The organism is Spiroplasma endosymbiont of Cantharis nigra (assembly GCF_964019925.1).
Classification (GTDB): Bacteria; Bacillota_I; Bacilli_A; order Mycoplasmatales; family Mycoplasmataceae; genus Spiroplasma_A.
Genome location: NZ_OZ026470.1, coordinates 778,683 through 802,399, shown reverse-complemented (window position 1 = coordinate 802,399; position 23,717 = coordinate 778,683). Strand labels below are relative to the sequence as shown.

25 protein-coding genes, 1 pseudogene, 1 riboswitch and 1 other annotated feature are annotated in these 23,717 nt (G+C 25.2%); of the genes and pseudogenes, 25 read left to right on the top strand and 1 reads right to left on the bottom strand.

Annotated elements, in window-relative coordinates:
- Positions 1-11 precede the first annotated feature (11 nt).
- The 20 genes and pseudogenes from uvrC (at position 12) to AACL04_RS03355 (ending at position 18,927) form a co-directional block, all read left to right on the top strand.
- Positions 12-1,778 carry an excinuclease ABC subunit UvrC gene (gene uvrC, locus AACL04_RS03450; RefSeq protein WP_339029582.1) on the top strand — a complete coding sequence of 589 codons (1,767 nt, stop codon included), beginning with the start codon at positions 12-14 and terminating at the stop codon, positions 1,776-1,778.
- A gap of 67 nt (positions 1,779-1,845) precedes the next feature.
- Complete coding sequence (gene greA, locus AACL04_RS03445; RefSeq protein WP_422397910.1) at positions 1,846-2,316, top strand: transcription elongation factor GreA; 471 nt, start codon at positions 1,846-1,848, stop codon at positions 2,314-2,316.
- A 49-nt stretch (positions 2,317-2,365) separates the two neighbouring features.
- Positions 2,366-3,247, top strand: coding sequence for a 16S rRNA (cytidine(1402)-2'-O)-methyltransferase (rsmI, locus tag AACL04_RS03440; RefSeq protein WP_339029578.1), 882 nt, complete (start codon positions 2,366-2,368; stop codon positions 3,245-3,247).
- 42 nt (positions 3,248-3,289) lie between these two features.
- A complete protein-coding gene (locus tag AACL04_RS03435; RefSeq protein ID WP_339029576.1) occupies positions 3,290-3,574 on the top strand; it encodes a hypothetical protein in 285 nt (94 codons plus the stop codon).
- A gap of 64 nt (positions 3,575-3,638) precedes the next feature.
- Positions 3,639-3,718, top strand: a sequence feature (ribosomal protein L21 leader region).
- Between the two features lie 8 nt (positions 3,719-3,726).
- Positions 3,727-4,023 (top strand): annotated as a pseudogene (gene rplU, locus AACL04_RS03430) (50S ribosomal protein L21); the annotation flags it as partial.
- Positions 4,024-4,113: 90 nt separating this feature from the next.
- Positions 4,114-4,425, top strand: coding sequence for a ribosomal-processing cysteine protease Prp (locus AACL04_RS03425; protein ID WP_339029574.1), 312 nt, complete (start codon positions 4,114-4,116; stop codon positions 4,423-4,425).
- Position 4,426: 1 nt separating this feature from the next.
- Positions 4,427-4,717 (top strand): 50S ribosomal protein L27, encoded by a 291-nt coding sequence (gene rpmA / locus AACL04_RS03420; RefSeq protein WP_053945913.1) that lies wholly within the window; start codon positions 4,427-4,429, stop codon positions 4,715-4,717.
- Between the two features lie 58 nt (positions 4,718-4,775).
- On the top strand, positions 4,776-5,624 hold the full coding sequence (locus AACL04_RS03415) for a J domain-containing protein (protein WP_339029571.1): 849 nt from the start codon (positions 4,776-4,778) through the stop codon (positions 5,622-5,624).
- A gap of 11 nt (positions 5,625-5,635) precedes the next feature.
- Positions 5,636-6,988: a Sapep family Mn(2+)-dependent dipeptidase gene (locus tag AACL04_RS03410; RefSeq protein ID WP_339029569.1), complete on the top strand. Its 1,353-nt coding sequence runs from the start codon at positions 5,636-5,638 to the stop codon at positions 6,986-6,988.
- Between the two features lie 197 nt (positions 6,989-7,185).
- On the top strand, positions 7,186-8,028 hold the full coding sequence (gene rpsB / locus AACL04_RS03405) for a 30S ribosomal protein S2 (protein WP_339029567.1): 843 nt from the start codon (positions 7,186-7,188) through the stop codon (positions 8,026-8,028).
- An 11-nt stretch (positions 8,029-8,039) separates the two neighbouring features.
- On the top strand, positions 8,040-8,915 hold the full coding sequence (gene tsf / locus AACL04_RS03400) for a translation elongation factor Ts (RefSeq protein ID WP_339029566.1): 876 nt from the start codon (positions 8,040-8,042) through the stop codon (positions 8,913-8,915).
- A gap of 1 nt (position 8,916) precedes the next feature.
- On the top strand, positions 8,917-9,792 hold the full coding sequence (locus AACL04_RS03395) for a hypothetical protein (protein ID WP_339029565.1): 876 nt from the start codon (positions 8,917-8,919) through the stop codon (positions 9,790-9,792).
- A gap of 61 nt (positions 9,793-9,853) precedes the next feature.
- A riboswitch (TPP riboswitch) is annotated at positions 9,854-9,949 on the top strand.
- A 25-nt stretch (positions 9,950-9,974) separates the two neighbouring features.
- On the top strand, positions 9,975-10,925 hold the full coding sequence (locus AACL04_RS03390) for an energy-coupled thiamine transporter ThiT (RefSeq protein WP_339029563.1): 951 nt from the start codon (positions 9,975-9,977) through the stop codon (positions 10,923-10,925).
- Between the two features lie 112 nt (positions 10,926-11,037).
- On the top strand, positions 11,038-12,069 hold the full coding sequence (locus tag AACL04_RS03385) for an alpha/beta hydrolase (protein WP_339029561.1): 1,032 nt from the start codon (positions 11,038-11,040) through the stop codon (positions 12,067-12,069).
- Positions 12,059-13,435 carry an amino acid permease gene (locus AACL04_RS03380; RefSeq protein ID WP_339029559.1) on the top strand — a complete coding sequence of 459 codons (1,377 nt, stop codon included), beginning with the start codon at positions 12,059-12,061 and terminating at the stop codon, positions 13,433-13,435. The genes AACL04_RS03385 and AACL04_RS03380 overlap by 11 nt, the downstream gene beginning before the upstream one ends.
- Positions 13,436-13,519: 84 nt before the next feature.
- A complete protein-coding gene (gene pyrH, locus AACL04_RS03375) occupies positions 13,520-14,233 on the top strand; it encodes a UMP kinase (RefSeq protein ID WP_339029557.1) in 714 nt (237 codons plus the stop codon).
- A gap of 19 nt (positions 14,234-14,252) precedes the next feature.
- On the top strand, positions 14,253-14,801 hold the full coding sequence (gene frr / locus AACL04_RS03370; RefSeq protein ID WP_339029556.1) for a ribosome recycling factor: 549 nt from the start codon (positions 14,253-14,255) through the stop codon (positions 14,799-14,801).
- Between the two features lie 144 nt (positions 14,802-14,945).
- Positions 14,946-16,535: a hypothetical protein gene (locus AACL04_RS03365; RefSeq protein ID WP_339029555.1), complete on the top strand. Its 1,590-nt coding sequence runs from the start codon at positions 14,946-14,948 to the stop codon at positions 16,533-16,535.
- A 120-nt stretch (positions 16,536-16,655) separates the two neighbouring features.
- A complete protein-coding gene (locus tag AACL04_RS03360) occupies positions 16,656-18,107 on the top strand; it encodes a hypothetical protein (protein ID WP_339029553.1) in 1,452 nt (483 codons plus the stop codon).
- Positions 18,100-18,927 carry a hypothetical protein gene (locus AACL04_RS03355; protein WP_339029551.1) on the top strand — a complete coding sequence of 276 codons (828 nt, stop codon included), beginning with the start codon at positions 18,100-18,102 and terminating at the stop codon, positions 18,925-18,927. Before AACL04_RS03360 ends, AACL04_RS03355 begins: the two co-directional genes overlap by 8 nt.
- 8 nt (positions 18,928-18,935) lie before the next feature.
- On the opposite strand, the gene ispG is transcribed toward AACL04_RS03355, so the two are convergent.
- On the bottom strand, positions 18,936-20,009 hold the full coding sequence (ispG, locus tag AACL04_RS03350) for a flavodoxin-dependent (E)-4-hydroxy-3-methylbut-2-enyl-diphosphate synthase (protein ID WP_339029549.1): 1,074 nt from the start codon (positions 20,007-20,009) through the stop codon (positions 18,936-18,938).
- A 126-nt stretch (positions 20,010-20,135) separates the two neighbouring features.
- On the opposite strand from ispG, the gene AACL04_RS03345 reads away from it, so the two are divergent.
- The 5 genes from AACL04_RS03345 to AACL04_RS03325 are packed head-to-tail and all read left to right on the top strand — an operon-like array spanning position 20,136 to position 23,690.
- Complete coding sequence (locus AACL04_RS03345; protein ID WP_339029547.1) at positions 20,136-20,981, top strand: hypothetical protein; 846 nt, start codon at positions 20,136-20,138, stop codon at positions 20,979-20,981.
- A 20-nt stretch (positions 20,982-21,001) separates the two neighbouring features.
- A complete protein-coding gene (locus tag AACL04_RS03340) occupies positions 21,002-21,742 on the top strand; it encodes a segregation and condensation protein A (RefSeq protein WP_339029545.1) in 741 nt (246 codons plus the stop codon).
- A 20-nt stretch (positions 21,743-21,762) separates the two neighbouring features.
- A complete protein-coding gene (scpB, locus tag AACL04_RS03335) occupies positions 21,763-22,323 on the top strand; it encodes an SMC-Scp complex subunit ScpB (RefSeq protein ID WP_339029543.1) in 561 nt (186 codons plus the stop codon).
- On the top strand, positions 22,320-23,072 hold the full coding sequence (locus tag AACL04_RS03330; protein WP_422397909.1) for a pseudouridine synthase: 753 nt from the start codon (positions 22,320-22,322) through the stop codon (positions 23,070-23,072). The genes scpB and AACL04_RS03330 overlap by 4 nt, the downstream gene beginning before the upstream one ends.
- On the top strand, positions 23,073-23,690 hold the full coding sequence (locus AACL04_RS03325; RefSeq protein WP_339029539.1) for a deoxynucleoside kinase: 618 nt from the start codon (positions 23,073-23,075) through the stop codon (positions 23,688-23,690). It begins immediately after the preceding gene.
- Positions 23,691-23,717: the final 27 nt, after the last annotated feature.

The following is a 23,717-nucleotide window of genomic DNA, read 5'->3' as shown; positions in this document are numbered from 1 at the left end:
AGGTGAGATTTATGGAAAACATAGTTAAAAATTTACCAGAGAAATCTGGTTGCTATTTGTATAAAAATAAAAAAGATCAAGTAATCTATGTTGGAAAAGCCAAAAATCTTAAAAAGAGAGTTACAAGTTATTTTAATAAGGCTCATAATTTTAAAACAACACAACTTGTTAGAGATATATTTGATATTGAAACTATAGTTACTGACAATGAAAAGGAATCTTTAATTTTAGAGCAAAACCTAATAAAAAAATATCGTCCAAGATATAATATTGTTTTAAATGATGATAAAAAATATCCTTATATTGCTATTACAAAAGAACATGATCCAATTTATGTATATACTAGAAATTTTGATAATAAAAATCAAATATCTTTTGGACCGCTTCCAGATGGAACTAGTGCTAGAAATATTTTAAAAACACTAGAAAGAATTTATCCCTTAAGACGATGTAAAGGTAATTTGGGTAAACCATGTATTCACTTTCATATTGACCAATGTTCTGGTGCTTGCTTTAAGGATGTTGAAAAGGAATATTATCAAGAACAAATAACAAAAGTTAAAAATTTTTTTAATAGAACAAATAATGATTTTAAAAATAAACTAGAGGAAAAAATGATTATTGCTTCAAATAATCTTCAGTTTGAAGAAGCACAAAGAATAAAAGATATTATAGCTCATTTAAATTTTTCAATTGTAGAACAATTTGTTGATATTAATGATAATTTAAATCGTGATGTTTTTAATTATTTTGAATCAGAAGAATATATCTGTTTTGTTGTTTTATTTTATAGAAGTGGAAAATTAATTTTAAAAGACCAATTAATTATTAAAAATAGTCTAGAGGATTTAATATCTCTATTTGAAAATTTTATTATGCAAATATACTTAAAAAATATGCTTCCTGATTATATTATTCTTCCTAAAATATTGGAACAAACAAGTTTAAAGTTTTTATTTCAAGAAAAAATAACTTATGGAAATGATGAAACTAGTTTAAAAATATTGGAACTAGCTAGAAATAATGCTAAGGAATATATTAGACAACAAGAAATTTATAAAAATCAAAAATCAATGAGTAAAGAAGAATTACTTGATAACTTACAAAAAACTCTAAATCTTCCAAATTATCCATATCATATTGAAATGTTTGATGTAGCCAATATCTTAGATGAATTTGTAACTGGTGCTATGGTTGTTTTTAAAGGAGCACAACCAAGTTTTAATGACTTCAGAAAGTATAATATTATAATTGATGAAAAAGGTGATTTTCAAAGAATGCAAAATATGATTTATCGAAGATATCAAAAAGAAATTGGTGAAGAAAAAAATTTACCAGATTTAATAATAATGGATGGAGGTAAAATTCAAGTAAATGCTGCCAGGTCACAATTAGAATTATTGGATTTAAATATTCCAATAATTGGACTTGTTAAAAATGATAAACATAGGACTGAATATATTTTGAACTATGATATGCAAGAAATATATTTAGATAAATCTCAAGAAGTTTTTAAATTCTTAGAATTAATTCAAAATAGAGTTCATAGTTATGCTATTGCTGGTTTTAGAAAAAAACATAATAAATCTTTTACAAGAGATGAATTAGCTACAATAAAAGGTATTGGAGAGAAAATGATTCAAAAAATAAATAATCAATTTCCTTCAAGAATAGACTTCTATAATGCTAGTTTTGAAGAAATAAAGAGTATTGTTAAGAAGGATGAAATTGTTTTAAACATTAAGGAATTAAAAAAACAATTAGATAATAAAAAATAGAATAATATAGTCATTTTTATAATAAAAAAATGTATAATATTTTAGTTAATAAAAGGGGATTCATATGATAGATAAAGATATTATTTTAACAGCAGAGGGTCTTAAGGAATTAAAAGAAGAGTTAACTCATTTAATCAATAATATCCGTCCACAAGTTATTGAAGAACTTGTTGAAGCACGTGCACAGGGAGATTTATCAGAAAATGCTGATTATGATGCAGCAAGAAACAGACAAGCTGAAGTAGAAGCAAGAATTAAAGAAGTAGAAGCAATGCTTTCAAAAGCAAAGATTATTAAAGATTCTAATTCAAAAAACAAAGAAGTAAAAATTGGAAGTCAAGTTACATTTACAAGTCAAAAAACTAAAAAAGAAATGACTGTTAAAATTGTAGGAGCTATTGAAGCAGATCCATTTGAAAATAAAATTTCAAACGAATCACCATTGGCAAAAGCAATGATGGGTAAAGTTGTTGGAGACTCAGTTGAAGTAAGAGAACTAAAAGAACCTTATAAAATAACAATTAAAGATATCAAATAATTAGCCTAATAATTTTATTAGGTTTTTTTGTATAAAAGGAGAGTGCCATATGTTAAAAGTTCAAAGCACATTTAAAAATGATTTGACCACTATATATTTAGTGGGAACTCCAATTGGTAATTTAAATGATATATCAAAAAGAGTAATTGACACTTTTGAAATCTCTGATGTTATTTATTGTGAAGATACTAGAGTAAGTTTTAAATTATTTGAAAAATTAAAGATATCAAAGAAATTAAAGGCTTTACATAAATTTAATGAATATTCAATCTTGCCAACAATAATTGATGATATTAAAAAATGTAAAAATATAGCGATAATTAGTGATGCAGGTGTTCCTTGTATTAGTGATCCAGGAGCCATTGTTACTAAAAATATTATTGAAAATGATATAAAAGTGAATATAACTTCAATAAACTGTGGTCCTGCATATATTCATGCAATAGCAGCTTCAGGTTTTGTTGCCAAAAGGAATTTATTTTTGGGTTTTTTAGATAAAAAAAATATAGAAAAAGATATGCAAGAAATCTTTAAGGATAATAAGAATGGTGATACTATTATATCTTTTTATGAATCTGTTCATAGAGTTCAAGCAACATTAAATCAGCTCTCTCTACAATTAAATGAAAATACAAATATTGTATTAGCAAGAGAATTAACAAAACTTAATGAAGAGTTTTTAAGGGGAACAATTATTGAGATTTGTGAATATATTAATAATAATCAATTAGTTTTAAAAGGAGAATTTTGTATTGTTATTGATTCTAAATATTCTTTAAAAAATGAAATAAAAGTAGATATGGAATTAATTATATGTGAGGTTGAAAAACTAATATCAGAAAATATTAGTAAAAAGGAAGCAATAAAAACTATTTCAAAAAAGTACTCTGTAAGTAAAAATGAATTAACAAAATATTTTTATAAAGATTAATTTTTTAAATATTATGACGACATTAATAAAGGAGGTCTAAATATGGAAAAATTATCTATACAAAAATCAAGAGAAATTATTGGAGGTAAAGGAATCTCAGGAGCGTTACTTAATGGTTTTAGTTCTATTACAAAATCACTTGGTGATCTTTTCTCAAATTCAATAGGAACAATTGCCACTACTGTTTTTACAGCAATTTCATTAAATAAAGTTGATAAGCTAGATGCTAAAATTGGGAATTCTACTTTTAAGACAGATAATTCAACTTCAAATAAAGCTGCAATTGAAGCTGAAAATAATGTTCCAAATGTAGTAAATTTGTTTTAATATTTGCTTAAAAAAGTAAAAAAAAGTAAAAAAATCTATTAATTTGGTATAAAATTATTTAGGTTGCTAGTTTCAACCGCACTTTTGTATGTTATAAAGAAGTTTGCAAAATAACTCACATACAAGGCGAGTCTAGACTGGGAGGAATAAAGATGTTCGCAATTATAAAAACTGGTGGAAAACAAATTAAAGTTCAATCAGGAGATGAAATCTATATTGAAAAATTAGAGGTCGAAGAAGGTAAAAAATTTACTTTTAATGAAGTTCTAATGATTGATGGAACTGTAGGTTCACCTTTAATAAAAGGAGCAACAGTTGTAGGAACTGTTGTTAAACAAGGTAAAGGAAAGAAACTTAGAGTTGTTAGATATCACCCTAAGAAAAATGTTAATAAAGTATATGGTCACAGACAACCTTATACTAAGGTTAAGATTGATACTATTTCATTAAGTGGTTCAAAACCAACAATAGAATCAGCTGCACCAAAAACAACAGCTGCACCAAAAACTTCTACTTCAAATAAAACAGAGGAATAGTTGATGGTAAAAGCAAAAATTTTTAAAAAGGAAAATAAAATAAATTCATTTGTAATAAGTGGACATGCAAATTTAAAAGATCATGGAGAAGATCTTGTATGTGCTGCAATTACAGGGATAGTTTCAGGATCATTAAATGCATTAGATATTAAATTTAATAAAAATATAGAAATTAATGTTGATGCAAATAGAATAGAAATAAAAGTAATAATAGAGGATAATTTATTAAATCATCTATTAGAGTTTATGATTATTCAACTAGAAACTATTGAGGTACAATATCCAAAGAATTTTAAAATAGAAAGGATGATTTAATATGCGTTTCTTATTAGGATTACAATATTTTGCTTCTAAAAAGGGAGTAGGGTCAACTAGAAATGGTCGTGACTCAGAATCAAAACGTTTAGGAGCTAAAAAAGCAGATGGACAATTTGCTAATGCAGGTTCTATAATTTTCAGACAAAGAGGAACAAAAATCCATCCAGGTGTAAATGTTGGACGTGGTGGAGATGATACATTATTTGCATTAGTATCAGGAATAGTAAAATATCAAAGATTTGGTAAAAACAGAACTAGAGCTGTTGTTATTCCCCAAGAATCTAAATAATAATAAATAAGAGGCTCCTTTAAATAGGAGTTTTTTTAATGAAAAGAGGAGTTTAATAATGTCATTTTGAGTATTAGTTTTTATTTTATTATTTTTATTTGGTATTTTAAGTTTTTTGTATAAGATTAAATTAGGAAAACGTGAAAAAAATAGTAAAGATAATATTCAAGTTAATGAAGCATTAAAAAGTTTTAAATCCTCATTTGCAAGTCAAAAGGATAAAATTGTTTTAATAAAGGAAATTGATTTAGTTGAAAGTTTTAATAGATTTCCTTTCAAATCTGAATTTAAAGAAATAAAGAAAAAATATAAAAATGAAAAACTAATTTTAACTATTGAAAATACTCAAAAAAGTTTTTATGATTATTGAGCAGTTAAAGAATTTGATTTTTTTGTAATTTTTGAAAACTTATCCAAAAAAAATTTTATTGTATTTTCAACAAAAGTTCTATTATTGATATATAGTGAGTTTATTACAAAAACTTTTAATTTGTATAAGCAGACATTTATTTTAGCAGTTATACCAGCTATCATTTTTAAAGAAGAAAATAAAAGTTTTAAATCAATTAAACCAGAAAGTTTAAATGAATATATTGATAGTCAGTTTCTTGAATTTTCTAAACAATTAAATAAAATTATTGAAATGATTGAAATTCAATTACAAGTTAAATCAAATGAAAAAAATAAAACAAATTTTGAAGTTAATGAAATGCAGTTAAAATTAATAGAAGCTTACAAAATTTTGGAAGTGTTACCAACTGATTCAGATGATAAAATTAGAAAAGCCTATTTAAAACTTGCTAAAATGTATCATCCTGATAAAAATAATAATGAATATGCAAAAGAAAAAATGGCTCAAATAAATGATGCCTATGATATTGTTGTAAAAGAAAGAAATAAAAATTAAGGAGAATATTTATGAATGTAGTTAAAGAAATATTATTAGGTCAATATTTTGATCAAGCTTTGGAAGAAACAAAAAAAATAGTGGCTATGCCATCTTATAGAAGAGATCTGACATATGGAGCGCCTGTACATCAAGAAATAAAAAATGTTCTAAATCATTGTATAGATTTACTAAAGGGTTTTGGTTTTGAAACTTTTATAGCTCCAGATTACAGATACGGTTATGCAGATTATGGAACTGGAGATAAATTATTTGGAATAATTTGTCATTTAGATGTTGTTCCTGCAGGAAATATTGATGAGTGAAAAACTAATCCATTTGAACCAATAATAAAAGATGGAAAATTAATTGGTAGAGGGACTTTCGATGATAAAGGACCTACAATGATGAATATTTTTGCTTTTAAATATTTAATTGATAATGGTTTTAAACCGGATTATAAAGTTAGATTTATTTTTGGTACAAGTGAAGAAACAAACTGAGAATGTATGGAAGCATATGTTGCAAATGAGCAATTATGTGATTTAGGATATGTTCCTGATGGTCATTTTCCTGTTGTCTATGCAGAAAAATGAATTGCTGATGTTGATTTAGTGGGAAAATTTGAATCCGAATTTGAATTAAGTGGAGGAGAAGTTTACAACGCCGTAAATGATTTAGTTAAATATAATGGACCTAAAAAAAGCGAAATTGCAGCTTGATTAAAGAAAAACTCAATTGATTCTTATGAAAAAGATAACTACTTATTTGTAAAAGGAGTATCAGCTCATGGAAGTTTACCATTTAAAGGAATATCTGCATCAACTTGATTATTAAAAGCAATTGCTGAAATTGGATTGAAACATCCTTTGACTGAATTTGTTTCAAAATATGCTCACCTAAATTTTGATATGAAAGAAATATTTGGGGACTTAACAGATGAGACTGGAAGTTTAACTGCTTGTAATGGAATAGTTGAAGTTTCTAAAAGAGATTTTAGATTTACAATTAATTTTAGAATACCTTGTACAAGAGAACCAAAAAAAGATGTTGTGGAAGTTTTAGAGAAATTTGTTTCAAATCAAAACATTGAATTAAAATTATCTTCAATTGAGGATAGAGTTTATTTTCCAAAAGATAGTGAAGTTGTAAAAAACATTATGCAAGTTTATAAAGAAGTAACTGGGGATTTAAAAGCTGAACCAATAGCAATTGGTGGGGGAACATTTGCAAAATCAATGCCAAATATGATTGCCTTTGGAGCAGAATTTGATATGAATGATTCAACTATGCATGCATATAATGAATATGTAAAAATTGATGATTTAAAGAAAATGATGGAAATTTATGCAAAATCTTTAGTCAAATTAACAAAATTAAAATAATGCTTTTAAAGCATTATTTTTTTGTAGAACAAATATTAAAAAATGATATACTATAAATATTGTATATTTAATTTTGGGTATGCAATCACATATGGGAATTTTATATCCTAGTGCTTGTTATTTTTAATTAAACAAGTGGATTTATTTAGAACCATTATGGAAGATTAACGAATAAAAACTTGAAAGGACCTTAAAACATGGCAAAAGATTTAACAAGAGAACAGTTATGAGATGCTGGAGCTCAATTTGGACACCAAACTAAGCGTTGAAATCCAAAAATGAAACCATATATTTATGGAGCAAAAAATAAAAATCATATTATTGATTTACAACAAACTATTTGAAGATTAGAAGACGTTAAAAGATACGTTACTTTAATTGGACAAAAAAAAGAGAAAATAATTTTTGTTGGTACAAAAAGAAGTGCCAAAAATGCAGTAAAAGAAGCAGCACTAAGAAGTGGGAATTTCTTTGTAAACTCAAGATGATTGGGTGGAACATTAACAAATATGAAAACAATTTCATTAAGAATTAAAACTTTATGAGATATTGAAAATGAAGAAAAAACAGGAAAAATTAACTTAAGACCTAAAAAAGAGCAAATTTTAATTAGAAAAGAAAAAGCTAAATTAGAAAAAACTTTAGGTGGAATTAAGCAAATGCATAAACTACCTGCAGCGATGTTTGTAGTTGATCCTAAAACTGATGAAATTGCTGTTAAAGAAGCAAGAAAGTTAAGAATTCCAGTTATTGCTATTTGTGATACAAATGTTGATCCAGATATGGTTGATTTTGTAATTCCTGCAAATGACGATATTCAAGAATCAGTAAATATTATTATTAATTTTATAGTTGACGTTTATGCTGACGCAGCAGGTATTAAAATGCAACCAAGTAGTTTAAAAATTGTTGCTCAGAAAAAAGAAGAGAAACAATATGGAGAAGGTCAAAGACCATATACACCAAGAAATAATGATTCAATGGGTGAAAGATCAGCTGCACCTAAAAAACCTGTTGTAAATAAAGAAGAAACTAAATAGGAGAGATTAAAATGGCAGTTACACCACAATTAATTAAAGAATTAAGAGAAATGACTTCTGCTGGAATGATGGACTGTAAAAAAGCTTTAGAAGCTACAAACGGTAACATTGAAGAAGCAGTAGTTTGATTAAGAGAAAATGGTTTAGCAAAAGCAGCTAAAAAAGCTGATAGAGTAGCAGCTGAAGGAGTTTCATTTGCAAAAACTGATGGTAAAAGAGCAATTATTTTTGAAGTAAACTCAGAAACTGATTTTGTTTCTAAAAATGATAAGTTTATGGCATTAATTGAAAATATTAGTAATGCTTTATTAAAATCAAAAGCTACAAATTTACAAGAAGCTTTAAATGTTAAATTGGCATCAGGGCAAAATATTAGTGAAGCTTGTGTTGAAGCAACAGCAACAATTGGTGAGAAAATTGAATTAAGAAGAATTGCTGCAGTTGAAGGAAAAAATTTAGCAATATATAATCATGCAAATAAAAGAATATCTGTATTACTAAATTTTGATGGAAACATTTCAAGTGAAGATGCATATAATGTTTGTATGCATGTTGCAGCTATGTCTCCAAAATATTTATCACAAACTGATGTGCCTCAGGAATTTAAAGATCAAGAAATGCACATTATTAAGGAAACTACTGATTTAACTGGTAAACCTGAAAATGTTGCTGAAAATATTTTAAAAGGAAAACTAAATAAAAAGATTGCTGAAATAACTTTATTGGATCAAGGTTTTGTAATGGATGAAAAACAAACAGTAGGAAACTTTGTAAAATCAAAAGGCGCAACTTTAAAACAAATGTTTAGATTTGAAGTTGGAGAAGGAATTGAAAAAGTAACAACAGATTTTGCAGCTGAAGTTGCAGCACAGTTGGCAGGTAATTAATATGGTTAATAATTTATTATCTTTACAAGCAAGTAATTTATTAATTCTTTCAATTGTCCTTTTAACTGTAGCACCATTATCATCAGTCTATTCATGATATTTAACAGGGTTATTTAAAACAAATAAATCTGAAGTTAAATTTGCTAATAAATTATTAGTTGGAATTATGATAGGTTTACAAATTTTATCAATTGTAGCAGCAGTAATGTCATTGGTATTTTATTTTATAGATTTAAAAAGCTTAACTATGTCATTGTTTATTGTTTGTATTGTAATATCATTTGTAACATCGGCAATTTGGTTTTCAATGGTTTTATTTTTTTCAAATCAACTATGATTTTATATTGATGATGAAAAAATTGTTACATTGGGAGAATCAATTAAATTATCAAAAATTCAAAAAATAATTGAAGATGATGAAAAAAGTGCTGTTTATGTTAACTACTTAGAAGGTAGAAGAACAATTAAAAAAATAAAATTTAGTAAAAAAACAGCTCTAGGAATTTATTTTTTAGAGAATGCATCAAAAACAGGAGTTAATCCAGAAAAGGGAGATGAGGTTACTTATTTTAAAGAACAAGTGGCTAAAATTAGAGCTGAAGCTTTAGAAATTTCTAAAAAAGATGTGAAAGCACCAAATGAAAAAGTAGAAATAGAAGCCGAAAAGACAATTGAAAAAGCTGAAAAAACAGTTGCTAAAGCAGAATCAACTGCCAAAAAAACAGTTGAAAAGGCCGAAAAAACTGCTGAAAAAACAGTTGAAAAAGCTGAAAAGACAGTTGAAAAAGCTGAAAAGACTGCCGAAAAAACAGTTGCTAAAGCTGAATCAACTGCCAAAAAGACAGTTGCAAAATCTAAGACAGATTTAGAGAAATAAAATTAATAGATAAAAACACATTTTAATATGTGTTTTTATTTTATTTAATATAAAATAAGTATGAAAAAGGCAGAGGTAACTTTTAAATAAGTTTGAGAAACACTCTTAGAACCTGATCTAGTTAATACTAGCGTAGGAAGACCTTTAGAATAAAAATTCTGCTTTTTTCATGGAGGAACTTCATGAATAAAAAAATTATAAAATTATCAATAACTTTATCTACAATAAGAATATTAATTTGCTTAGGATTAGTGATTTGAGCAATTATTACAATTATTGAGGCAGGAGATCAAAACGGTAGTCTATTACTTGGAAAAATAATAACAATCTCTTTTTGTTTTTCCTTATTTTTTGTTTTATTTACTTTAATAAATTTTTCACTAATTCTTAATATTATCCTAGATAAGGATAATTTTAATAAAAAAAATATAATGGCCTTAGCTTTTATTACTTTAAATTTAGAGACTTTAATTTACTATTTAAGTAAACAAGACTTTAAATTTAAAAAAATAAAAATGAAAAGATGAACAATATTTGATATAACTTCAATTTCACTATTATTAGCTTTATATTTTTCAATAGGTTTTGTAACAGGATTAATACCACCAATGCCTTTTTATATTACATTGACATTTAAGTATATACCACTTTTTTTTGGAGCTTTTATCTTGTCAATATCTGCTTCAATTACTTTATGTTTCTTAGCAGCAACTTTATCAATACTTTTACCAGGAGCATATTTACAGTTTTGACAATTTTTCTTTGATTATTGATTACCAACTCTATTAATTTTTACAGCTGGTTTTTTCACACCAAATGTAAAAACAAATAAAATGATTACTAAAATTGGAGTATGATTTGCCTTTATTTCTATACCAATTATATTTTTATATTTCTCAAGAGTTACTTCGGGAGTTGTATACTGATTAAATCCAAATAAAATTGAAGTAATAAATAAGGAATTCAATTGAGCAAATAATATCGGTTACTCATTTATTTATAATTCCATAAATACAATTTTTGATTATATACTTTTAATAATTTGCATTCCCTCAATATGTGAGTCACTTTGAACTGTAAAGGATAGATTCTTTTATAATAGAAACTTAACTCAAGAAGAATATACTGAGTAGGTTTTTTAATATAAAAAAAATTTTCATTTTTTATAAAAGTGAAAAAATATCCAATATATCTTTTAAAATTTTTTTGTAGGAATTAAAATGAAATTCTTGAGAGGAATAGTTTATGTCTAAAAATATAAAAAAATATAAGTATAATTTTTCAAGAATTTTACTTACAATTATTTTAATTCCTTTAATTTTAATAAAATCAAAAAGGGATTTTAAAATATATAAGGATTTTTGTTATACATATCCAAGATCTGAAAAAGAGAGGAATATTGGTCAGTATCCAAATATTACAAGTAAATTGAATTGTTTAGATTATCACTATTGAGATTTAAAAAAAATGAGTTTAAAAGAGGAATCATTTAAAAAAAATGATATTAAAGAGTATAAGTTGAAAACCAAAAAAGGAGATATAAGTTATATTAAAGCTATAAATAAGAAAAGCAATAATTGAGTAATTGCTTTACATGGTTGAACTGAAGATAAATATTTAGCTTTAAGACTTGTTTACCACTATTTTAAAAAGGGATATAATATTTTATCTTTTGATGCATTTGCACATGGAGAGAGCTATGGCAAATATACTGATATTGGTTATTCAAGTATTGAAATGCTAGATGAAATTATAAGTGATTTGAAAATTAACAATAATGTTAAAAATATTGGTTTAATTGGTAATAGCATGGGCGCTTCAACTTCTATTCTGTATTCTCAAAAAGGTCTTTTTAAAAATGAAATAAGTTGAGTAGTTGCTGATTGTGGTTTTAATAAAATTAAATATCAATATCGTTATTATATTCAAAATAATTTTTTTAAAAAAGCTTGATGATTTAATGGTTTAAATTATACTAAGAAGTTTAGTAAAATTACAAAAACTAATCAAAATAGTTACAATTTAATTAAAAATATGAAATTTAATAAGGATGTACCAATATTTTTTATACATGCTATTGGTGATACATTTATTCCTTATGAAATGAGTTTAGATATGTATAATAAAAAAATCTCTTTAGAAAAAAATAAAAGAAGTATATTATGAACACCAGAGGGTTCTGAACATGTAAATGTAATTGTAGATTATAATGAAGAGTACATAAATAGAACTTTAGAGTTTTCAAAGGAAAGCGAGAGAATAAAAAATGAAAAATAAGAAAATGGGTTTTTGAACTGTGTTAGCTTTGACATTAACAGCAACAATTGGTTCAAGTTTACTTGTTACTTTTAATCAAGTTTTTATGATGGTTGGTAATAATCCATTGCTTATGATATTAGCTTGAATTATTGGGGGAATAATAATTCTTCCTGAAACATTTTTAATGGTAGAACCTGCAATTTCTTTTCAAGAAAATGGAACTACTTATAGTTGATTAAGAAAAGCAAATTGAAAAGTTATGAGTTTTTGATTTGGCTGAGTTTTAACATTATTTGTATCAGCAACTGCAATAGCAAGTAGTTGCTTAGCTTTATCTACAATTATTATGAGTATGGCAAAAGCTGATAATATTTACTTATTAAAGACTATATCAATTTTAATTTTATTATTAATTGGGGGAACTCAAATATTTTTAAAAAATAGTAGTCAAGTAAGTCAAATAATTTTTTTAGTAATTAAAGCATTACCTATATTATTTGTAATGATATTAGCTTTAGTTTATGGTTCAACTAATGGGCTTTTAAGTAATAAGGAAATGAATCAAGGTTTAGGTCAAGCATATATTTCATCATCTTTATTAATTCCAGCAATTACAATGACTATGTTTTCATATTCGGGTACAGAAGTACCAACTTATGTAGCAGGAGAAATTAAAAATGCAGAAAAAACTACACCAAGAGTAATTATTTGTGGTGTGATAATTGTTATTACAATTTATTTAATATATGGGATTGCTTTGTTATCTTTAGCCTCATCAGGTGATGAAATGGCAAATGGTAATCAAGGATTATTGGCTTTTTCTAAATTACCTTATTGATCAAAAATAACTTTTAATGTTTTAGCAATTTTATTATTTATTGGTTCAATTAATGCATTTTTGTTATATCAAACAAGATTGATATATAAAATGGCAGAAGAAAAAGATTTATCTAAGCCATTTTTAAAAACTTCTAAATGATCAAATCAACCATATATGGCTATGTTACTTTTAATTGGCTGTGCTATATTGTATATAATTTTTAATCAAATTGTTGAATTATTAGCATATTTTTCATTAGCAGTAAGCGCATTAAAAATATTAATGACAACTAATGTAATCTACTTAAGATTAAAAGAACCTACTTATAAGAAAATTTATAAAAATTGACTATTTTGAATATTTGTTACTTTTGCATATTTAACTTGTCTATTAACACTTGGAGGCTCAATGATGTTAATGTTAAGTGCAACAAAAAGGGCTGATATTTGAAAACCGATTTTAGTTATATTGTTAGTTATTTTAATTGTTCCAATAGGTTTTTTAAAATTCTATTTACAAGAAAAGCAAACAAAAAAGGAAGTTGTTGATAATAAACAGATTTAATAATATAAATATTAAATTGTAAAAAACCCATATTTTTATCAAAAAAATATGGGTTTTTGTTATAATCTATCTAGCGAGGTAAGTATGGCACTAAAATTTAAAAGAGTTCTATTGAAAATATCTGGAGAAGCCTTAAAAGGAAATGGAGACATTTATGATAAGGAAAGACTAGATGCTGTTGCAAAGCAAGTAATTGAATTAACTAAGCAAGGTTTGCAAATTGGAATTGTAATTGGTGGGGGAAATATTTGAAGAGGAAAATTAGCAGATACTCTTGAATTATTTAGAATTGAAGCAGATTATATGGGAATGTTAGCAACAATTATGAATGCGTTGGCATTTGAAGCTACATTAAGAAAATTAGGATTTGATAAAGTCAAAGTTTATTCATCTTTGGAAATTAAAACTGTAACAAGTTCATATAACTATAGAAATGCAAGAGAAAAACTTGATGAAGGTTATGTAACAATATTTGCTGGAGGAACTGGATATAGTTACTTCACAACAGATACTGGAGCAAGTATTAGAGCAATTGAAATTAAAGCGGACGCTTTATTAATGGCTAAAAATGGAACTAAAGGAGTTTATGATTCTGATCCAAATACTAATTCTCAAGCAAAATTTTTAAAAAAATTAACACATAATGATTTAGTTGCAGGAAACTTACAAGTTATGGACTCAACGGCTGCAGCATTATCAAGAGATGGCAAATTGGAAATTGTTGTCTTTGATATGAATGGTGCAGACAACATTATCAAAATTGCACATGGTGAATTAGAAAGCACTGTAATTAAATAAATAAGAGAGGATTTTTAAAATGTCACATGAAATAATTGATATCACTGAAATGAGTATGGAAGAGACAATAGAAAGTTTTAAAGAATACTTATTAAAAATTAGAACAGGTAGAGCTAACTCAAATATGCTAAATAGTGTTATGGTTGATTTCTATGGAACTCCAACACCATTAAATCAAACTTCACAAGTATCTTCTCCTGAACCTCAACAGTTAGTTATTAAACCTTATGATAAAGGTCAGGTAGCTGCAGTTGTGGCAGGAATAAATAAGGCTGATTTGGGATTAAATCCAATTGCAGAAGCTGATTTAGTAAGAATTAATATACCAGCACTAACTGAAGAAATTAGAAAAGACCTAGTTAAAAAAATGCTAAAAGAACTTGAGAGTTTTAAAGTTAGAATTAGAAATGCAAGAAGAGATGCAAATGATAAAATTAAAAAAGATAGTTCATCTCCAGAAGATGTAAAAAAAGATTTGGAAAATCAAATTCAAAAACACACTGATAAATTTATTGATATGCTTGATAAAATGGCAAAAGATAAAGAAAATGATTTAATGAAAATTTAGTATTTATTAGAAAGCTTATGCTTTTTTTATTTTTTTATCTAATAGTTGACCTCAATTCAACTTAAAAGATACCTTATAAAAGTCACTCAAGCAAGGTTGTAAAACATTTATTTATATATATACTAAATATTAGAGGTGTATCTTATGGGATTTAGTATAGGGATGGTTGTATCATATAATCGTCAAAATTATGTAATACTAGAAATAATTGAAAGACAGATTAATTCTAGTTTCATTAAATTTTTGAAATTAAAAAACCTAATAGATCAACAAATAGTAACAGTTAATTCTCAAGAAGTTCAACAAATTGAGTTAAGACCAAGAAAAGAAGTACAAAAAGAGGTAACTGAAAATCAAATTACTGATACTAGTTATATTGAATCTTTATTTTCAGAAATTGGTATAACACAGGAAACTGAAGATATTAGTTTGTTTGATTTAACTGGAGAAAATACTTTTACATTAGATGATGTTATTTTTGATAATTTTGAAAATGATGATTTTGAAAATCATGAAACAGTAAATATATTTGAAAAATCTAACACATCATCTACATTAGTTGAAAATTTTCAAACTCCTGAAACAAAAGTTCACTTGACACCAAGAAGAAAATCTTCATTAGAAAATCTTTCACCAATAAGTGAGACATTTAGCGATTTGAAATTGGTTGGGGAAGTAGCTACTAAAACTACTGAAATAATTCCTACAAGAAAATTACAACAAGAAAAAAAACAATCTGAAATTAATAGAATACAAGAAATTAAAGATTTTAAAAAGCATGAAATTGAGTATGAAAAGAGAAAATTAAAAGAAAATGTATCACTTGATGAATCAAATTTTAATCAAAATGATAAATTTAAAAATTATTTAATAAAAGAATTAAAATCTAATCCTTTAAATGAAAGAAATTCTCTTTTATTAAAAGAACTGAATTCTGATTTAATTAAAGAAATTAATCAAGTTGAAAGTAACAATAATTTAAACTTATTTAAAAATGACTTTACTGAGTCATTAGATAAGGAAGTAATTGAAAAAGAAATTGAGCTTAATAAGTTTTCAAATAACTTAAATAAGGAGTTTGATGAAAAGCACTTTGATACTTTGGAAACTGGACCTTTGAATACTAGAAGATTGTTTGAAAACTTCAATAAGCAACAAAATTTTCAAGATAGTTTAAATGAAAAATATAGAAATAATGTTGATAATACAAATACTTTATTTGGAGTTAACAGAAATTTTAATCAAGATGCCTTAAAAAATTCTAAAATTTATAAAAAATTTAGAATAATGAGCTTATGATTAGTAATTTTATTATTAGCTATGGTAATTACGCCGATAATTGGACTATTTATAAAAAGTTCAGTTTACTGAGTTCAAAATAAAACATTAAATCTAAGTGTAATATTTACTTTCAATTTTAATAATGCAATAGATGTTATTTTTATGACAGCATTTATATCAATAACATTAATTTTCTTAATTTACTTAGTTTTCTATTTGATAATAATTAGTGATAAACAATATAAAAAGATTGCATTTTATAATTTTCAACTTGAGAACAGGGTTGAAATAATTGACTCAATTCAAAATTATAATAATGAATCAAGTGTCTATTTAATTAAAGTTCATAATGAACTTAAAAAAATCAAAAAAGATATTAAAAAAATTAATCAGCAACAAATCAGCCCAGTAGTTTCTAAAAAGGAACAAAATCATCAAAAAATTTCACACTAAAAGGTCATTTAAATGACCTTTTAGTTTTAATTTGTAATAAAATATAATTTGAGGTGCAAAATGAAACACTGAGATATAATGATTCTATTTCCAATACTTTTTATAATTTGCGCCATTTCAATGGTATTTTTGTGCAAAAAAGAGAAATTGCAAAAGACTACTTATCTATGATTAATTCAAATTATTTTATTTTGAGTAGCAGCTGGTTATGCAAGCATTGAAATAAAAAATCAGATAAGTTTACAACAAAATATTAGTTCCACAAATTTTATTTTAGCTAGTGTTTTTTCAACTTTTTTATTTTTAATTATTTTAAAACCAATTGCAACTTTTACTACAGGAATTATACAAAATAGAAAAATTTGAATTCAAATAAGTAATGTTTTACTAATGTTAGTTTTAACTTTAATAAGTTTTCTAAATTTACCATTATGAATGTTAATCATTGTATCAATTATACTTTCATTTTGTTTAGCAAGTTCAACATTATTTACTCTATTTTTAAATGAGCAAAGCTTTTTTAGAATATATATTATGCCCTCAGTTTGAATTACATTTATATTTATTTCTTTTTCATCTTCTTTAGGAATTTATTTTAATAATGTAAATATGGTTGCTAATAGCAATGCAAGTACAATAGTATTTAATGTATTATTAATATCGATGTTAATTACGGGTTTTGTACTTAGTTTTATAATTAAGGAAAACAAAAACCTAGTTCAAGTATTTGATAATGAAGTTTTAGAACATTTACCTAAGAAGAATAATTTTACTTTTTTTATTATTTACACATTGGCTTTTCTATTAACTTTGACTAGTGCAATAAATAACTCATTATTTATAAAGTTATATATTGCTTTAAATTTAACTAATTTAAATCTAAATGACGAGAATGTTTTGACCTGATTAAGAATTAATGAATTTATTTATTTAATTCCAACGATCTTAGCTTCAATATTAAGTTATAAAGTTTTAAGAAAAATAATAGAACAAAAATATTTAATCTATATTAATCTATTTGTTTTATTTTCAGCATATACAATAATGGCATTTATTTCTAATCCATTTATATTTATATTATTAAATATACTTACTGGAATTTGTTTTAATCAAATTATTTACTCATTATTTTCAGCTTGTGTATTTTGAAATTATAGAGCTAAAAAAAACCCCATTACAGGTTTTTTTGGCAGTTCAATGTTTCTTGGATATTTCATTGTTGAAGTGACACAAAATAGTTTATCTAGTTTAAAAGTAGGTATTTTTAAAAACTTTTCTAATTTAGATCAATTGTTTATTTTTAGAGAGACTTCAACAAGTGAAGAAATTGAAAAACTTTTAAGAACCTTTGATAATTTCTCAACATTAATAATCTCAATTGCTTGTGTGATTGTGCTTGTTTCAATATTAATATTTTATTTTATGAGTAATAAAATATTTGCAGACTATAATAAGTACAATTCGGCTACAAAAAATTTAAAAATGTTAATTAAAAAAAGAGTTATAGCAAAAACAAAAACAAAATTGAACTTAAAAGCTATAGAGGAGGATATTAATCAAGATTATGAATAAAATTTTTAATGATGAAATTGAAGTTATTTTTGAAATTAATCCTTTTGAAATAAAAAGTGTTAAGAAATCTAATGTGGAAATAATATATCAAAAGAGTTCAGAATGAAAGAAAAATTGACCAATTTTATTTCCCATTTGTGGGAATTTAAATGGTAATTTAGAACATAACGGTAAACCTTTAAAACTCGAAAGACATGGATTTTTTAGAGAAATAAGAAACTGAAAAATTACTGAGCAGAGCAAAAGTAGGGTGATTATAGAATATATTTCAAATAATGATTTTTATCATATATACCCATTTAAATTTAAAATTATAATTGAATTATATTTAATAGAGAATAATTTCTTTTTAAACATAATTGTAAAAAATCTAGAGAATGAAACTATGTTTTTCTCACTTGGACATCATCCTGGTTTTAAATTTTTCAATAAAGCAAATTTAAAATTTGATAAGCCAATCTTATTTTCAGATAAATTTGAAAAGGGACTTATTGTTAACTTAAATAAGAATATTGAAATTAAAGAATTTACACATAAAGGTTTAGATTTTAATAATAGTAAATCATATATAACTGATAATTATTATCATGAAGATATTATTTTAAATAATGGAGAAATAGAATTTAAAATAAAAACTAAAGATTTCAAAGATTTAGTATTATGAAGAGAAAATAATGATTGTGATTTTATTTGTATTGAACATTGAAATGGATTACCTGATATGAAAAATAAAATATCTAAGGAGTTAAAAGATAAGCCTGAAGTTTTAAATTTAGAACCTAATCAAGAGAAGAATTTTTTATTACAAATTGAATTTTAAAAAAGATGCTATTGCATCTTTTTTCATTCCTCATAATATTCTAATATTAATTCTTTTAATTCTGGAACTAACATATCTTGTTGAACAGTTTTAAAAATTTTTCCCTTTTTAAAAATAATACCACCTTTATTTCCACCTGCTATTCCAATATCTGCTTGACTCGCTTCACCTGGCCCATTTACAACACAACCAAGTATTGCTACTTTTAAAGGAAATTGAAGTTCTTCTACAAATTCCTCAACTTCCTTAACAACGTCTCTTAGAGCAAATTCTAATCTTCCACAAGTTGGACAAGCAATTACCTCAACCATATTTTCAAATAGACCAAGTGAATTTAATAATCTTTTTGCCACTTTAATTTCTTCAACAGGGTCTTCACTTAAACTAATTCTTATAGTACTTCCAATTCCTCTTTTAAGAAGATAACCCAAACCAAAACTAGATTTAATTGCTCCATTTAATAAACTACCAGCTTCGGTAATTCCTAAATGTGCAGGATAATCTCAATTTTCACTAGCAAGTTCATAGGCTTCAATTGCCATTAAAGGATCGGTTGCCTTTAAAGAGTAAATAATATCTTTAAAATTATACTTTTCTAATATCTCAATATGCTCTCTAAGAGATTCAACCATTGCTTTTGCTGTTCAACCATATTGAGCAACCATTTTTTTTGGTAAACTACCTGAATTTACTCCAATTCTTATTGGTATTTTTCTCTCTTTGCATTTTTCAACAACTGCAATTGTATTTTCTTCAATTCCAATATTTCCTGGATTTATTCTTATTTTAGCACAACCAGCATCTGCTGCAATTAAGGCAAATTTATAATTAAAATGTATATCTGCAACTATAGGGACAGGGGAGTTATCTACAATTTGTTTAAGTGCATTAGCATCATCAATACCTAATACTGCAACACGAACAATTTGACATCCCTCTTTATAAAGTGAATTTATTTGTTCTAGAGTTTCCTTAACATTGTGTGTTTTTGATGTTGTCATTGATTGAATAACAACATTGTTATTTCCTCCAATTTCAATATTGCCAACCATAACTTTTCGTGTATTAATTCTATTTATCATAAATTTCTCCAAATTGTCTTTTCTTTACTCAAATATTATACACTCTTTTATAAGCTAAATTTTAGTACACATAATGGGGTTATAAATTTTTTTTATGTATAATTAATATAGTAAGGGGTAAAAATTATGTCCGAAAAAACTACATTAAGAGATATAGTTGAAATTAATAAAACACTTGCCTCTAAAGAATATGAATCTTTAATAGAGTTTGATAAATATAGTGATATTATTCAAAACTACATTGATGAGACTTTTTTCAAAAATGATGCAATTATTGAAAAATTAGTTGAATATTGTGATAATAGTGCCAGATATCTAGATATTACTTTTAAAAAAACAAGTGGAATTAAATTAACTACTGAAAATGTTCATAATTATACAAGCAATGTAAAAAAATCAATTGAAAAAACAATTTGTAGTGAAGAAAGTACTTTCAATTTTTCAATTTTTGTAGAAATAAAAAGTATCTTTAAATATTTCTTAGAAAAATCAAAAGAATATGAAGCACTAAAAAATTTTAAAGAATTGTATAGTGTAAGTTCAGTTGAATTTCATCAGCAAAATGAAAGTTTTAAATATCTTTACACAATATTTGATAAATTAACTTATATTGCAAAACATTTAAATGATAAGTATTGTAAAAAAGAACCTACAAAATACTCTAGTGAGTCATTAAGATTTTCGAATGATTTTTTACCAAATATTTCTTTTTTATCAAAGAGTGCTTTTGATTTCCAACAACTATCAGATATTATTGAAAAAGTAACTTATTCTAAGGCTTGACATTATATTAGAAGGTTAAGAAATTCGATTGAACATGATTTTGTTGATCCAGCATATAAATATAATATTTGCTTTTCATTAGAGTTATTATTCATAATAATTGGTAGAATAATGCTAGCGTTAAATAAATACTTACAATCAAACGAGCAAATCAAAGAAACATTAGATTCCTTAAGAGTAGAAAAATAGTTTAATTTAAGAGGTACATTATGAATAAATGAAATGAAATACAACTAAATAATTTTAATGGACCACTAGACTTATTACTTCATTTAATAAAAGAAAAAGAAATGAATATTATGGACATTAATTTAATTGAACTTTCTTCACAATATATAAGCTATATTAAAGAATATGAGTTACTAGATATTGAAATTGCAAGTGAATATTTGGTTATGGCTGCATACCTTATAGAATTGAAATCAAAACTATTAATTCCAAAAGAAGAAGTTGAAGTTGATTCAAATTATGAAGATCAAGAACGAGATGATTTAATACGCAGATTAATGGAATATCACAAAATTAAAGAAGTAACAAATTTCTTTAAAACTAAACAAGAAGATTTTTTAAAGACTTTTAGTAAAACAAAAAGTATAATAAAAATAGCTAAAATTGATGATGACGAATTACCTTTAGCTCAAAATAATATTGATATAGAAAAATTCTCAAATATATTCTTAAAAGCAATTGAGAAGAATAAATTCCAAAGAATGGAAGTTAATACAATTAATAGAACTGATGTTTCTCCTGAAGAAGTAGCAGAAGAAATTAAGGAATTTCTAAAAAATAATAATATTGATGAAATTGATTTGGAAAGGTTAATTGAATTAAAAGAATTCTCAATTAGAATGATGGTAGCGACTTTCTTGGCTGTCTTAGATTTAGCAGCTAAGAAATTTATAACGCTTTCTCAAAATGGAGATGCAGTTATTGTAAAGTATTTGAATTAGATTATTAAGAGGAGAAAATTATGGATAAGAATAAAAAGATAGCAATAGTTGAAGGTTTATTATTTGTAAGTGGCGATGAGGGAACAACAATTGAAGATCTGCAATTTATATTAAATGAAGGTAGTACAAATGAGATTGAAAAAATAATAGATAAGTTGGTTGATAAATATAAGAGTGATGAATCGTGTGGCCTAAACATTCAAAAATTTGCAAAAAATAAATTTAGACTAATTACAAAAAAAGAAAATGCTGAATATTATACAAAACTAGCAAATGTGAAAACCGAATCAAAACTTTCAACAGCAAGTATTGAAACTCTCTCTATAGTTGCCTATAAAGGACCAATTTCAAGAGCTAATGTTGAAGATATTAGAGGTGTAAATTGTGAAACAATTTTTTATAAATTAAAATTGAGAAATTTAATTCAAGAAGCTGGAAAATCTCAAGATGTTGGTAAGCCAATGTTATATAAAATAACAGATGATTTTTTAAAATATTTTAATTTAAATAGCTTAGATGAGTTGCCAAAACTAAAAGAAGCAATAGAAGAAGAAAAAGACATTTTTAATAGAGGTTCATAATGGAAGAAAGATTACAAAAAATAATAGCCACTAGAGGTTATTGTTCAAGAAGACAAGCAGAAAGATTAATTGAACAAGGTAGAGTAAAAGTTAATGGAACTGTTATTAGAGAAATGGGTTCAAAATTTGATACAAATGTAAAAATTGATATTAATAATAAAAATCTGGATGAGAATAAAGAAAAGGTTTATTATTTGTTTAACAAACCTAGATTAGTATTAACAACAATGCACGATCCAAAAGACAGGAAAACTGTAGCAGAATTTTTTAAAGATTCAAAATTAAGAGTATATCCAGTAGGAAGACTTGACTATGATGTATCGGGAGCTTTAATCATGACAAATGATGGAGAATTTGCAAACTTTGTAATGCATCCGAAATATGAATTTAGAAAAACATATCAGGCATTATGTAAAGGAAAGGTTCATAAGTATCAAATTAAAAAATTGGTAGATGGTGTAATTATAGATGATGATTACAAAACAAAAGCAATTCAAGCAAGATTACTTAAATATGATGAAGAGTATGATGAATCTGTTATTGAATTAACAATTGCAGAGGGAAGAAAACATCACGTAAAAAAAATGTTAGTTGCAGCAGATATCTATTTGAGAAAATTAAAAAGAACTCAAATAGAGTTTTTAACAATTGATGATTTACCAATTGGTAAATTTAGAGAACTAAAATCACATGAAATTAAGCAGTTTTATGGAATTTATAATTCATTGAAAATTAAGAGGGGTAAATAAATGAGAATAGCTATTTTTGGAACAGTTGGTGCAGGTAAATCAACTATTAGTGAAGAGATTTCAAAAAGACTAGGTTATGAAATATTTCCAGAACCAATTGATAATAATCCATACTTTGATGATTATTATAAAGATATGGAAGCTAATGTATTTAAAATGCAAATATATATGCTTACTGCAAGAAGTCAACAATTAATTGCAGCAAAATCTTTGGAAAATGTAATTTTTGATAGAACAATTTTGGAAGACCCAATTTTTGTTGCAGTTAATCATGAATTAAAAACAATGAATGATATTGATTATAAAACTTACACTGATTTTTATGAGCATGTTGTTATTCCAAATTTGGCGCATAGAGCAACATTTGATTTGGTAATTTATTTAAAAGTTTCAACCAACAAAGCAATCCAAAGAATTAAAGAGAGAGGAAGAAGTCAAGAACTTAATACTCCAAAACAATATTGAGAAACATTAAATAAAAAATATGATGATTTCTTTGAAAGAAGAAAACATATGTTTGATTTTTTGGTAGTAGATGCGGAAACAGACAATTTAGAAACAAAAATGGACTTTATTATGAATAAAATTTATTCTATAGATCCAAAATTAGTAAAATAAAACTTGTATAATCTTCCAATATAAAGG